The sequence below is a fragment of the Chryseobacterium capnotolerans genome (assembly GCF_021278965.1).
GTDB classification, from domain to species: domain Bacteria; phylum Bacteroidota; class Bacteroidia; order Flavobacteriales; family Weeksellaceae; genus Chryseobacterium; species Chryseobacterium capnotolerans.
Map to the genome: position 1 here is coordinate 121,390 of NZ_CP065589.1, position 12,502 is coordinate 133,891.

Sequence of the window (12,502 nt, forward strand, 5' to 3'; positions counted from 1 at the left end):
GAGCGATGAGATTCATCATCTCATCATATTTAAATTATTCTATTTAATTATTGTCTCTTAATTTTCTTAAAGCATCCCATCTTGGGTCACTTTCATGTTCTTCCTCTTCAATTTCCTCAATATCTTTCGGACTGAACTGATCTAGGATTTTGATATCTTCATCACTTACATTCGGTGAAATCTTTTTCATCGGGATAGAAAGCATTACATTTTCGTAGATCAAATGCGCTACATTGAAAGCATGCTCTGCGGTAGGAATGGTAATGACATCTTCATTGCTGTCATCATATTCTTCCCCGAAATTCACCAGAATCTTGATTTCATTCTCAATAGGATAGTCGAAATCTTCATTTGTAATATCACAAACTAGCTCAACTAAACCTTTTATTTTAATCTCAAACTCCAGAAAAGTTGTGTGTTTGTCTAAAAAGACATTCACTTCTATTCTTGGATTTGTAAATTCCTGCTCAGTGTCAAATAATTGAAAGAACGTTTTATCTATCTCAAACTTGAACTCGTGTTTTCCGTTTTTAAGTCCGGAAAAGCTTACGTCATAGTTTCTTAACTTGTCCATAAAATGAGTGTGCAAAAATATGCATTTTTTTTATAATAACAAATAAAATCTAAAACAAATTAATTTAAAATTTGTTTTAACGGTTTATGCTTCAGTTTCCTCAGGCAGATCTTCGTCGATTCCGTTATCTACAGCTATTTTTCTAGGCTGAAGACGGTTGCTCATCAGTTCGTTGTATTCACTTCTGTTCTTGAAAACCTTAATAGCAGTGAAAATAGCTTCTGTAAAACTTTGCTCATCTGCAATGTTTTTTCCCGCAATATCATAGGCAACCCCATGATCCGGAGAGGTTCTGATAAACGGAAGTCCTGCTGTATAATTTACCCCTTCTTCATAAGCCAATGTTTTGAATGGAGCCAACCCCTGATCATGATACATGGCTAAAACGGCATCAAAGTTTTTGTATTTGTTCGGTTGAAAGAAGCTGTCTGCCGGGAAAGGGCCAAATGCCAGTATTCCATGATCTGAAAGTTCCTGGATGGCCGGGCTGATAATTTCTATTTCTTCAGTACCGATTACACCTCCATCTCCAGCATGTGGATTTAATCCTAATACAGCAATTCTCGGTTTCTGAATACAGAAATCTTCGATAAGTGTTTGGTTCAATACCCTGATTTGTTTCTTGATTTTTTCTTTGGAAATATTTTCTGCAATCTGCGCAATAGGAATGTGATGAGTAGATACTGCCACTTTAAGATCTTCAGTGACGAGGAACATTAATCCTTTCTTACTGAATTTTTCTTCAAAATATCCGGTATGTCCGGCATGCTTGAAGCCCATCTTCACCATTTCATCTTTGTTGATAGGAGCGGTTACCAAAACATCAATATCACCTTTTATTAAAGCTTCAGTTGCTGCTTCCAAAGAATCAATAGCCATTTGGGTAGATTCCTCAGTGGGAACACCCAGCTCAACGTTCACGTTTTCCTTGGTCAGATTTACCATATTCAGCTTACCGGCTTGTGCCTGAGAAGCTTCATTTACATAGTTGAAATTCAGATTCAGCTTGAAAATGTTTTTTTGATAAGTGAATAATTTCCCCGAACCAAAAATTACAGGCGTGAAAAAATCTGTAATGGTTTTGTCTTTCAGAGACTTCATAATGATCTCCGGACCGATGCCGTTGAAATCACCGATTGAAATTCCTACTCGTACTTTATGGTTTTTTGGGCTCATTTTGATTATCTTTGAAGATTATAATTTACAAATTTAGCAAAAAATAATATGTTCACAGGAATTATTGAAGCAGTTGGTGTTATTGAAAAGATTGAAGAGAAAGGAAGTAACATAGATTTCACCCTGACATGCCCTTTTACAAACGAACTTAAAATTGATCAGAGCCTGGCACATAACGGATGTTGCCTTACTGTTGTGGAGATTAAAGACAGTCAATACGTAGTCACAGCAATCAACGAAACTCTTGAGAAAACCAACCTTGGGAAATGGGAGCTGGGAACGGTTGTGAACCTTGAACGTTGTATGAAGATGGACGGAAGGTTAGATGGCCATATTGTTCAGGGACACGTTGATAAAACCGGGGAAGTTGTAGGAATTGAAAATAAAGACGGAAGCTATTTCATCACCATGCAATATGAAGCAGACGGAAACTTTGTGACTGTGCCTCAGGGATCTATCACTGTAAACGGAATCAGTTTAACGGTAGCAAAAAGCGAGGATACACAATTCTCGGTAGCTATTATTCCTTACACTTGGGAATTTACCAATATGAAACACTTGAAAATTGGAGATAAAGTGAACCTAGAATTTGACATTATTGGTAAGTATATTGCTAGGTTAATTAAAAAGTAGGATGTCGTTAAATAAATATAAAGGATATAGTTTAAGAAACCGTGTGTTTTTCGGTTTCTTATTGGTATGCTTTTTAAGTGTTGTGGCAACATCGCTGGTTCCTTATTTTGTATTGAGAAATAATTCCCTGCAGCAGAGTAATATTGATATGCAGGAGAAAACCAATGCAGTGATGAGATATCTGGATTATGCAGTAAGCCGTACATTGGTAGAGACAAAGGATCTGCCAAAGGTTTTAGGCAATAAGATTTTTGAAATTGCAGATATTAACCAGCATGATATTGTTATTTATGATCTGAAGGGAAACTATGTACTTTCTAATAAAGATGAAAGTCTGATCGATCAGAAAACACTTTCCATGGAAATTATCAACAAAATTCTCTCTACGGATGCCAGAGTTGATATGACCAGATACGATGCTGCTAAAGATGCCAAGCTTACTTCTTCTTATCTTTTATTGAAGAATAACGAGCTGGAGCCAATTGGTATTGTCTATATTCCTTTATATCATAATGAATCAGCCTATCTGGATGTATTGCATCAGTATGTAAAATATATTCTTTTAGTCGATATCTTTCTTATTCTGTTCAGTATCTGGATAAGCTGGGTGACTTCTAATAGTCTGGCCAAGACCATTACAAAATTCTCTGATATGATTACCCGTATTACATTGTTCGAAAATGAAATGCGTCCTATCAGATATTATAAAAATGATGAATTGAATGCTTTGGCCAGAGCTTACAATAGAATGATTCTACAGATTCAGGATCAGAAAGAGAGACTGAGGTTTAAAGCATCTGAAGAGGCATGGAGAGAAATGGCGAAGCAGGTTGCTCATGAGGTGAAAAACCCACTTACTCCTATGAAACTAACCATTCAGAATTTTGAAAGAAAGTTTGATCCGGAAGATCCAAATATAAGGGAAAGAGTTAAGTTGATGAGTAAAACGATGGTGGATCAGATTGATCTGATCGCTACAGTAGCTTCTGCATTCTCTGAATTTGCTAAGCTTCCCGAAAAAAATAATGAAGTGATTAATTTGAATACCGAAGTCGAAGATATCCTCCGTGTATTCAATGATGACAGTATCTTCATGCATGCCAACAAGAGTAATATTATGATTAATATGGACAGGATTTATTTGTCCAGAATCATTACCAATCTTGTGACTAATGCTAAACAGGCAGAAAGTGATGAAAGAAAACTGATCATTAATGTAGATGTAGAACAGCACCAGCGAAGGGTGATTGTCTCTGTTCAGGATAACGGTGTTGGAATTCCTGAAAGTATGTATGAAAGAATTTTTGAACCTAATTTTACTTCTAAAACCAGTGGGATGGGACTTGGATTGTCTATGGTAATAAAAATGATTGAAGACTATAAAGGAGAGATCTCGGTAAAATCAGAACTAGGAAAAGGGTCTACATTCATCATAACATTGCCTACTAATTTATAGTGAAGTCTTTTAAATTTAAACAGTTTGAAATTCAGCAATCCAAAGACGTCTTCCGTGTAGGAACAGACGGGGTGTTGCTTGGAGCCTTAGCAGATATAGAGTCTGCCTTTCATGTGTTGGAAGTAGGAACGGGAACGGGGTTGATTTCATTAATGCTGGCTCAAAGAAATTCCGAAGCAGATTTTCTAGGATTGGATATCAATGCGGATGCTGTAGCTCTTACAAAGCTTAATTTTCAAAATGCTCCCTTTCATGCAAGGCTGAAGAATATCCACCAGGATTTTAAGAATTTTGAAACAGAAGCAAAGTTTGACCTGATTGTTTCAAATCCACCTTACTTTGAAGAATCGGGATCTGATAAAGATAAAATTGCACGCCAGACCGTAGAATTGAATTTTAGGCAGCTTATCACTCAATCTGCCCGGCTATTATCCGAGAATGGACTTCTTTCGGTAATTATCCCGATTGAAGCAGGAGAAGTCTTTATTTCAATTGCTGAAGACAATAATCTGTTTCTGAACAGAAAGGTGAATATCAAAGGCATTGAAAATTCAAAGGCAAAAAGATTGGTTTTAGAGTTTTCATCAATCCAAAAGAGCCTTCTGGAATCCGAATTTATTATAGAAAAAAGTCCGAGAAAATACTCGGACCAATATCTTGAACTCACCAAAGAGTTTCATGTCTTTAAAGAGGTTGAGGATTAGACAGAAAAGAAATATTCTGTTATTCTCAATCTATTATTCTTATTCAAATAGTTCTGCTGTATCCAATACTGATACTTTTCCATCTTCACATCTGATCGCTTCACCAGGGAAGTTTTGGATCATATGGTAGTCGTGTGTTGCCATTACTACAGCAGCTCCGTTTTCAAGGGCAACCTGTTTTAGTAAGGTCATGATTTCGTTGGAAGTTTCAGGGTCAAGGTTTCCTGTCGGCTCATCCGCTAAGATGAGATCCGGATGGTTAAGCAGGGCTCTTGCAATGGCGATACGCTGTTGTTCACCTCCGGAAAGTTCATGTGGCATTTTGTGCTTTTTGCTCTTCATGTTCACGCTTCCCAATACTTCATTAATTCTGTCTTCTATTTTGACTTTATCATTCCATCCTGTAGCTTCCAAAACAAATTTCAGGTTCTTTTCAACGGTTCTGTCGGAAAGCAGCTGGAAATCTTGGAATACAATTCCTAGTTTTCTTCTAAGGTTAGGAATATCAGACGGCTTTAGTTTCGCCAGATCAAATCCTACCACAGATCCATGTCCTGATGCTAATGGAATGTGTCCATAAAGCGTTTTCAGAAGGGAACTTTTTCCGGAACCTGTTTTTCCAATAAGGTAGCAGAATCTACCTTTTTTAATGTTAAGATTTACATCAGAAAGAACAGTAAAGTTTTTTTGCGCAATTTTGGCGTGCTGTAAACTTATAATATTGTCTCCGGAGATATTTGTATGTGGCATAATTTAATTTTAAAGGCTATTTCTAACAAAAAATTTTCAATCTTTAAAAATAGAAAAAAGAAGTCTATTTGACTCTAATTTTAATAAATTTTAACAACAAAAAATGCCTGAAAAGAAACTTCTCAAGCATGTTTTGTATATGATAATAAAAAGATTATCTCTTAGCGCGTGCAGCACTTACAGTTAAACTCTTTCTGCCTTTAGCTCTTCTAGCAGCCAAAACTCTTCTTCCATTTGGCGTAGACATTCTTTCTCTGAAACCGTGTTTGTTTCTTCTTTTTCTTTCTGATGGCTGGAATGTTCTTTTACTCATTACTATATGTTTAAATCGTAATTAATCTATTAATTTTCAGGTTGCAAAGATATATAAATTTTTATAAGATACAAACTTAAATTATTTTTTTTAAAAATTATCTGTGATGCTTTTTCCAAAAATATTTACAAACCCTTATAGAAACCTGAATTTCTTCGTGCAAAAATAATATTTAAATGATTTATATAAAAGCTCTATCTTTGAAAACTTAATTTTTAACGAAAATAAACACAAGATGTTTACACCAGCAGAACTTTTAGAGATCAATACATTACTTACACCTGAAAACAAAATAGTTATTCTTACCCACTATAATCCGGATGGTGATGCTATTGGTTCCAGTCTGGGGTTAAAACATTATTTAAAGGCAAGAGGAATTTATGCAGAAGTTATTGTACCCAACGATTTTCCTAAGTTTCTGAAATGGATGCCGGAGGCTAAAAAAGTCATTATTGCAGAGTATAAAAGAAAATTGGCAGCTGATATGATTGCAGCAGCAGATGTTATTTTCTGCCTTGACTTTAATTCTCCTTCAAGAATCGGGTTATTGGGTGAGTGGCTGGTAAAAGCTCAAGGGAAAAAAATTCTTATTGACCATCACCAACAGCCGGAACCGTTTGACTTTGTATATTCAGATACAGTAATTCCTGCCACTTCACAAATGGTTTATCATTTCATCGAAGCATTAAATGATGAAAAACTAGTCAATCAGGATATGGCAGAATGTATGTATACCGGAATTATGACGGATACAGGAGGTTTCCGTTTTCGTTCTACCAGTGCAACTACCCATAGGATTATTGCTAATTTAATAGAAAAAGGAGCAGATCCTGCAATGATTACTTCTAATACCTGGGATACCAATACAGTTTCCCGTCTTCACTTACTGGCCTTGGTTTTGGGAAGGATAGAAGTGGTGAATGATGGAACGGTTGCGATTTTAAGCCTGACAAGAAATGAACTTAAAGAATTTGGTTTCCAAAAAGGAGATACGGAAGGTTTTGTAAACTATGGATTAAGTATTGCCGGAGTTAAAATGTCTGCATTTTTTATGGAAGATCTATATGAAGATTTTATTAAGATCTCATTCAGAAGTAAAGATGATGTAGATGTAAACCAATTCTCCAGAAAATACTTTAATGGTGGCGGGCACATTAATGCAGCAGGAGGTAAATCCAATGATTCTTTGCCAGGAACTATAGAAATATTCAAATCAAGACTAATCGAAGAAAATTTGTAGAAAGGCGTTAAAAGATAAATGATAACTCAATTTCTTAAGGCTCTAAAACCCTCAAGCTCTAAGACTCTCAACCCTTAATGTAGCCCTTTTCCTCAAGTTCCATACAGGTATATTCGTATACCTGCTGAAACATTTCATCCATATATTTTTTGTTGAAAAGACTGTATTTTGTCATTTTAGGCGGGTCTAAAAATATATTGCAGTGTTTGACTTTGGAGTAAACTGATTTTGCAATGGCTAAATGGAGAATCCTATCAAACTCTTTCATTAGGCTCATTTTGTTTAACTCGTCATAGCTTATAGAGTTGACATGAGAGGCAATCAGAAAATCGCATTTATCCATAATGGGTTCAATGGGAAGGTTGTCAAGGACGCCGCCATCTACATAGATCTTTTCACCTATTCTTACCGGAGGCAAAATAAAAGGTACGCTTGATGAGGCCAGGAGGGGAGTGAAAAGTTCACCTTCAGAAAAGAAATCAACAATCCCATGAGTCATTTCTGTAGTGGCAACATAAACAGGGATTTTCAGAATATTAAAATTGTCTTCAGGAAAGTAGTCTCTGAAAAGTTTTAAGATGAAATTAGAGCTGAAAATTCCATTTTTCGATAGCTTCAGGGCTGACCGCGAAAAAAATGAAGTTTGCCTTACAATTTCCATCATTTCATCCGGCGTTTTTCCAAACGAATAAAAAGCAGCAATGATAGAACCTGCGCTGGTTCCTGAAATGATATGGGGCTTCAGATTGTATTCTTCCAGGGCTTTTAAAACAGCAATATGGGCAATTCCACGCATTCCTCCGCCTGAAAGTGTAAGTCCGATAACTGGTGGTTTCGGAGGTGTCTTTTTTTTAAACGAGAATATTCCCATTGAGAAAATTATACCACACTAATATACAGGATTTTTCTAAATGTTTATGGCTCGTCGCATTCAGAGTCGATTTTAATAAATAAGGCGTTAAACTCATTATTCATTTTTTCGTCATGAGAAACACGCTGTATTTTATCATTTGCACAATTGCCCCAGCCAAAAGTAATCAGGTCAATGATAGCATAATCTCTTTTATCTGAAGAATTAAGCTGTTCGTTGAACTGGTTGATAATACGTTGTGGATTACCATTATTTTTGCTCATTTCTTCACGAAGCTTTTTCCATTCTGCAAACATCTGTTCATCGGTTGAATTTAATGCCTTGGAAAAATTAGAACAGGTATTGTTTTTGAGAAGGATGGAAGGATCAGAGTACGCGATGAGTTGGGTTTTCTCCATTTCATACGTTTGCGCAAGACTTTCAAGATTTTTCTTTTTGACGTTCTGCCAGTAAGGGACATTGACGATTTTCAGATTCATGATCTGAGCTTTCTTTTCTGCAAAATCTTTCTCCAGTTTTGCCAGAACCTGATCTGTATTGTTTCTTATTTCATTAAGGTCTTTGAGATTGTGAATGAAAGGAGTGTTCAATAGTGATCCGCTCAGTTCAAACCAGAGTTTGTAAGTGCCTTCAATTTCTTCTCTGGAATATTTGTTACTGTCAAAATATCCTTTGTTATCACATAATTCCGTTACAAATTGGAACATTTCCTGTTTAGGTTGAACGGAGATTACAGGATCAGCTTTTGGAGATACTATTTTAGTTTTATCTGCTGATGTCGTATTGGAAGCCGGATGGTTGTTCTTTTTACAGCTTAAAAATGAAAGCAGAAAGATGGAAATGATCGCAATTCTCATATTTTTACAATACTAATTTTTTAGGAAGATTATGTAAAAGCTCTGTATTGATAATTTCAGCGCAGATGGCGGGTTTTTCCCAATGACCGTTGTGGCCGCAATCTAATACGTAAGATTTGATATTCGTTCTGTCTGGAAGATTTTTGATGGTAACGTCTGTTTTTACAGCATTGTCATGTTTACCTGCAAGTACCAGAATTTTAGACTCCAGATTCTGCATGATGTGCTTTTTATCCGTTCTTTCTACCATACCTTTTACACAAGCAAGAGCTCCTAGATTATTGGTAGAAAGTGCTGTTTCCAGCGCTGTTTCAATTTTTCCTTCCAGAATATCTCTTTCGTTGGGATTGAATAAATTTGGAATTCCAGCTCTTGCATAGTGAGCAAAGGCATCTTTAATGATTCTGTAGCTTTTGATACGCTGTTGTTTCTTCTCTTCATCATCTGCAAAATAAGTGGAGAAGAATAGTGTTAAGCTTTTTAATGTTTCCGGGTATTTTTCTGCAAAAGCCAGAGAGGTATATCCACCCATAGAGTGTCCCAATAAATGTATTTTCTCTAGATTCTGTTCATTTAGTAATTTCTTTACTTCATCAGCCATCAATTCCATAGTATGAACTTCGCCCATAATTTCAGATTGTCCATGACCGGGAAGGTCAATTTTTAACAGTGAAAAATCTTTGGAAAGGTGAGGCTCCATATCGTTCCAGATGGATAGATTTTCCATAAAACCGTGAAGGAGTACTAATGTTTCTTTTCCATTTCCTTTTCTTTCAAAGTTCAGCATGATTCCAACATTTTATAGATTAAAAATAATACAGCATTTTGTTTGCTGTAGTTTAGTTTTCCTTTCAAATGTAAACAAAAAAGAGCATTTTAAAAATGCCCTTTTCTTTTTATTGAGTTAATTCTTTGTAAATCTTTGTTTCCCAAGGTTTGATATCTGTTACTCCATAGCGTTCTTTTTAGCGATAGTCAGATTATCCAGCATGTCTACAAAATTTTTGTAGTTGGCTTCGTCAGTAGGCTTTATGATTACTGTGAAGTTTTCCTGATTTGGAGCATTTTTATAGGCTTCAGAAATAATTTTTGAAACATGTACTCCGCTAAAATCTGTTTCTTTAAGATTAGTAGTGTTTAAATCTGTTGCATTGCTTTGGTGATAAAATACTCTGTTGTCTTTCCCAAGAATAAATGTCACCTGGTTTTTTTGATTCATTACAGGATCGGTTGTTGGTGTTCCCTTTGCAGGAAGCCCAAGATCCATCACGTTGGGTTTTGTAAAGTTTGTGGTAAACATGAAAAACATTAATAGTAAAAAATTGAGATCTACCATTGGGGTCATGTCAATTTTAATTAATTTCTTTTTTGCTTGCCAGCTTGTTGTTCTTGTGCTATTACTTCAGCCATGATTCATATTTTAAATTGTTAAACGGTATTTGATGAAAACTTTGAAAATCCGATCGTGATTTAAAAAAACTGATACAAAGTTTATACCTAAAATTAAAAATATGTAACAAATTTTTATTTTTTTTGAAAAATTGTATTTAAATAACGTTAAAAATTATGTCTAATTGAGTTGAATGCTGATAATCTTTATCATCGTGAAAATAAAAAACTCACACTGTGGAAGTGTGAGTTTAAAATTTTATATAAATTATTTATTTGCTTTTCTTGAAATAATTAACTCCGCATTCTAAGAATTTTTTAAAATCTTCCTTCGGCATATACCCGGAAACAGGAGTATTAATTACTTTTCCGTCTGGAGTGATTAAAACATAATGCGGCTGAGAGTTGTTGTTGAAGTTAACCTGCTGGAATAAGCTCCATCTGTCTCCAATCGTTTTAACTTTTTTGATCTGCCCTTCGCCAAGATCGATCTTTGTTTTTTGATCTTCAGGAAGTTCTTCTTTGTCATCCACATATAAAGAGGCTAAAACAACATCATTCTGAAGTATAGGTAAAATATCCGGTTCGCTCCATACAAACTCTTCCATTTTTCTACAGTTTTCACAACCGTACCCTGTGAAGTCAATCAAGATTGGTTTGTTCTCCTTTTTAGCAATTTCTATGGCTTTAAAGAAATCATGTTCCGGATGCATTCCTAAAATACCGTCTTTTTCATCATGGAAATAGCTAACATTCAATGGAGGCAAAATTCCACTTAATAATTGGAGCTTCGGACGATCAGAAGGTACTAATCCCTGAATCAAATAGATCACGAATCCAATTCCTAATGCACCTAATATTTTTCTGGTGATGGAGATTTTAGGCTTTTTATCATCATGCGGAAACTTGATTAATCCGAATAGATATAGCGCTAATCCCAAAGCAACAATGATCCAGATCGCGATGAAAAGTTCTCTCTTTAAGAAGAAAGTCTTAGATACAAGATCTGCTTTTGATAAGAATTTTAAAGCCAGTGCCAATTCTACAAAACCTAATACCACTTTTACCGTATTCATCCAGCCGCCAGATTTCGGTAGACTTTGTAATGCCTGAGGGAATAAAGCTAATAGTCCGAAAATGATAGCCCATGCTAATCCAAATCCAGCCAGTGCAAATGTTAATAACATAGGAACATTTGAAGAACCTGTTACAGCACTTCCTAATAAGCTTCCCAGGATAGGTCCTGTACAAGAGAAAGAAACAATAACCAGCGTTAATGCCATGAAGAAGATACCGATGATACCACCAGCTTCCTCAGCTTTTGAAGATTTGTTGGCAATAGAGCTAGGTAATGTAATATCATAGTACCCGAAGAAACTTCCGGCAAAGAATATAAAGATGATAAAGAAGGCGATATTAAGCCATACACTGGTAGAGATCTCATTGAAGATGTTTCCTGCAATCCCATCGATAATGTGGAAAGGAATACTCAATAAAACGAAAATAAGAAGAATGAAAAAGCCGTAGATCAATGCATCTCTTTTACCTTTTGCCTTATCCTTACTTCCTTTCGTAAAGAATGAAACTGTTAAAGGAATCATCGGGAATACACATGGCGTCAGTAAGGCAATTAGACCTCCAATAAACCCTAAGAATAAATAAGTCCAATAGTTCTCATCTACCTTTGTAGATGCAGTTCCACAATCCGTTAATGGTTTTTTGAAATCCAGCGTTTCAATTTTCAGCTGCTTAGGATCCAATGTTGAGGTTTCGGCAATCTTAACTTGTGTCTTGGATGGGTTTTCAGTAACTGTTTCAACAACTTTTACAGAATCTTTTGCAGGGGTTGTAGTTTCTTCAGTAACGGCTTCCTCTGTAGCTCCTTTTGGAGTAACTTTCTGATTAAATTCTAAAGTGTTTGGAGCCAGACAAACCCTGTCATCACAGGTCTGATAAGTAATTTCAGACGTTACATCAGCTGGTTTGGCAGGATCTTTCAGTTTGAATTTCTGCTTAAATCCAGCTGTATTTGAATAAAAAACAATAGTTCCTCCAAAAGCTTCAGAGAATTCTTCATGTTTTTTACCCACCTCGGTAAATTTGCCAATAAGTTCAATATTCTTTCCTGAAACTTTATACTCTGTCGGAATCCCTGTATCCTCAGGAAGATCTTTAGAGTAAATATGCCAGCCTTTTTCCATGGTGGCATTCAAAACTGCCTCATACTGGTTGTTGCCCAGATCATTGATCGTAAACTTAAACTTTACAGGATTTTTAATTTGTGCATTAATTCCTGTTGCTAAAAACAGCAGAATTAATAAAAACCAATTTCTAAATTTCATTGTTCATTTCATTAAAAATTTTAAGACTTCATTTAGTCTTCTCATTCTGTATATCTTCTATCCTGTCTGAAAGAAATGGTCCCCGAGTATAGAGAATCATTGCTGTCAGTCACTATTCAGATTTTTTGCCTCGCTAAAATAGATAATTTTTCGTCCCTAAAAAACTTAGAAACTTTCTTTTTGCCCCCAATGGGTAA

At 35.6% G+C, this 12,502-nt stretch carries 13 protein-coding genes; 4 read left to right on the forward strand and 9 right to left on the reverse strand.

The annotated features are described in order from the left end of the window. Positions 1-43: 43 nt before the first annotated feature. Together H5J24_RS00500 and pdxA are read right to left on the reverse strand one after the other, a co-directional pair. Positions 44-574 (reverse strand): YceD family protein, encoded by a 531-nt coding sequence (locus tag H5J24_RS00500; RefSeq protein WP_068944862.1) that lies wholly within the window; start codon positions 572-574, stop codon positions 44-46. An 84-nt stretch (positions 575-658) separates the two neighbouring features. Beyond that, a complete protein-coding gene (gene pdxA / locus H5J24_RS00505) occupies positions 659-1,750 on the reverse strand; it encodes a 4-hydroxythreonine-4-phosphate dehydrogenase PdxA (RefSeq protein WP_068944861.1) in 1,092 nt (363 codons plus the stop codon). A gap of 48 nt (positions 1,751-1,798) precedes the next feature. Here pdxA and H5J24_RS00510 point away from each other — a divergent pair, with 48 nt between their 5' ends. From H5J24_RS00510 to H5J24_RS00520, 3 genes are read left to right on the forward strand one after another with little or no spacing between them, the layout of a single operon-like run. Next, entirely contained in the window at positions 1,799-2,383 is a 585-nt protein-coding gene (locus H5J24_RS00510; protein ID WP_068944860.1) for a riboflavin synthase, read from the forward strand. Between the two features lies 1 nt (position 2,384). Then, positions 2,385-3,839, forward strand: a complete 1,455-nt coding sequence (locus tag H5J24_RS00515) for a sensor histidine kinase (RefSeq protein ID WP_068944859.1) — start codon at positions 2,385-2,387, stop codon at positions 3,837-3,839. Beyond that, a complete protein-coding gene (locus tag H5J24_RS00520; protein ID WP_068944858.1) occupies positions 3,839-4,543 on the forward strand; it encodes a tRNA1(Val) (adenine(37)-N6)-methyltransferase in 705 nt (234 codons plus the stop codon). The genes H5J24_RS00515 and H5J24_RS00520 overlap by 1 nt, the downstream gene beginning before the upstream one ends. Before the next feature lie 39 nt (positions 4,544-4,582). On the opposite strand, the gene H5J24_RS00525 is transcribed toward H5J24_RS00520, so the two are convergent. Together H5J24_RS00525 and rpmH are read right to left on the reverse strand one after the other, a co-directional pair. After that, the gene (locus H5J24_RS00525; protein WP_068944857.1) at positions 4,583-5,293 is read right to left on the reverse strand and encodes a cell division ATP-binding protein FtsE; all 711 of its coding nucleotides are present in this window, start codon (positions 5,291-5,293) and stop codon (positions 4,583-4,585) included. Positions 5,294-5,447: 154 nt separating this feature from the next. Next, positions 5,448-5,606 (reverse strand): 50S ribosomal protein L34, encoded by a 159-nt coding sequence (gene rpmH / locus H5J24_RS00530; protein ID WP_039365072.1) that lies wholly within the window; start codon positions 5,604-5,606, stop codon positions 5,448-5,450. 235 nt (positions 5,607-5,841) lie between these two features. On the opposite strand from rpmH, the gene H5J24_RS00535 reads away from it, so the two are divergent. Then, entirely contained in the window at positions 5,842-6,846 is a 1,005-nt protein-coding gene (locus H5J24_RS00535) for a DHH family phosphoesterase (protein ID WP_068944856.1), read from the forward strand. 67 nt (positions 6,847-6,913) lie between these two features. Here H5J24_RS00535 and H5J24_RS00540 read toward each other — a convergent pair whose 3' ends face one another. The 5 genes from H5J24_RS00540 to H5J24_RS00560 all read right to left on the reverse strand — a co-directional run bounded on the left by H5J24_RS00540 (position 6,914) and on the right by H5J24_RS00560 (position 12,305). Further along, positions 6,914-7,717, reverse strand: a complete 804-nt coding sequence (locus H5J24_RS00540) for a patatin-like phospholipase family protein (RefSeq protein ID WP_068944855.1) — start codon at positions 7,715-7,717, stop codon at positions 6,914-6,916. 44 nt (positions 7,718-7,761) lie between these two features. Then, entirely contained in the window at positions 7,762-8,574 is an 813-nt protein-coding gene (locus H5J24_RS00545) for a hypothetical protein (protein ID WP_068944854.1), read from the reverse strand. A 4-nt stretch (positions 8,575-8,578) separates the two neighbouring features. Then, positions 8,579-9,361 (reverse strand): alpha/beta fold hydrolase, encoded by a 783-nt coding sequence (locus H5J24_RS00550; RefSeq protein WP_068944853.1) that lies wholly within the window; start codon positions 9,359-9,361, stop codon positions 8,579-8,581. A gap of 159 nt (positions 9,362-9,520) precedes the next feature. Beyond that, positions 9,521-9,910 carry an ExbD/TolR family protein gene (locus tag H5J24_RS00555; RefSeq protein ID WP_346729942.1) on the reverse strand — a complete coding sequence of 130 codons (390 nt, stop codon included), beginning with the start codon at positions 9,908-9,910 and terminating at the stop codon, positions 9,521-9,523. Positions 9,911-10,235: 325 nt separating this feature from the next. Continuing rightward, on the reverse strand, positions 10,236-12,305 hold the full coding sequence (locus H5J24_RS00560; RefSeq protein ID WP_068944851.1) for a protein-disulfide reductase DsbD family protein: 2,070 nt from the start codon (positions 12,303-12,305) through the stop codon (positions 10,236-10,238). Between the last annotated feature and the right edge of the window lie 197 nt (positions 12,306-12,502).

Bases quoted from the DNA above. Each gene is read 5' to 3' on its own strand.
- H5J24_RS00500 (WP_068944862.1), bottom strand. From the start codon at position 574: ATGGACAAGTTAAGAAACTATGACGTAAGCTTTTCCGGACTTAAAAAC.
- pdxA (WP_068944861.1), bottom strand. From the start codon at position 1,750: ATGAGCCCAAAAAACCATAAAGTACGAGTAGGAATTTCAATCGGTGAT.
- H5J24_RS00510 (WP_068944860.1), top strand. From the start codon at position 1,799: ATGTTCACAGGAATTATTGAAGCAGTTGGTGTTATTGAAAAGATTGAA.
- H5J24_RS00515 (WP_068944859.1), top strand. From the start codon at position 2,385: ATGTCGTTAAATAAATATAAAGGATATAGTTTAAGAAACCGTGTGTTT.
- H5J24_RS00525 (WP_068944857.1), bottom strand. From the start codon at position 5,293: ATGCCACATACAAATATCTCCGGAGACAATATTATAAGTTTACAGCAC.
- rpmH (WP_039365072.1), bottom strand. From the start codon at position 5,606: ATGAGTAAAAGAACATTCCAGCCATCAGAAAGAAAAAGAAGAAACAAA.
- H5J24_RS00535 (WP_068944856.1), top strand. From the start codon at position 5,842: ATGTTTACACCAGCAGAACTTTTAGAGATCAATACATTACTTACACCT.
- H5J24_RS00540 (WP_068944855.1), bottom strand. From the start codon at position 7,717: ATGGGAATATTCTCGTTTAAAAAAAAGACACCTCCGAAACCACCAGTT.
- H5J24_RS00545 (WP_068944854.1), bottom strand. From the start codon at position 8,574: ATGAGAATTGCGATCATTTCCATCTTTCTGCTTTCATTTTTAAGCTGT.
- H5J24_RS00550 (WP_068944853.1), bottom strand. From the start codon at position 9,361: ATGCTGAACTTTGAAAGAAAAGGAAATGGAAAAGAAACATTAGTACTC.
- H5J24_RS00555 (WP_346729942.1), bottom strand. From the start codon at position 9,910: ATGGTAGATCTCAATTTTTTACTATTAATGTTTTTCATGTTTACCACA.
- H5J24_RS00560 (WP_068944851.1), bottom strand. From the start codon at position 12,305: ATGAAATTTAGAAATTGGTTTTTATTAATTCTGCTGTTTTTAGCAACA.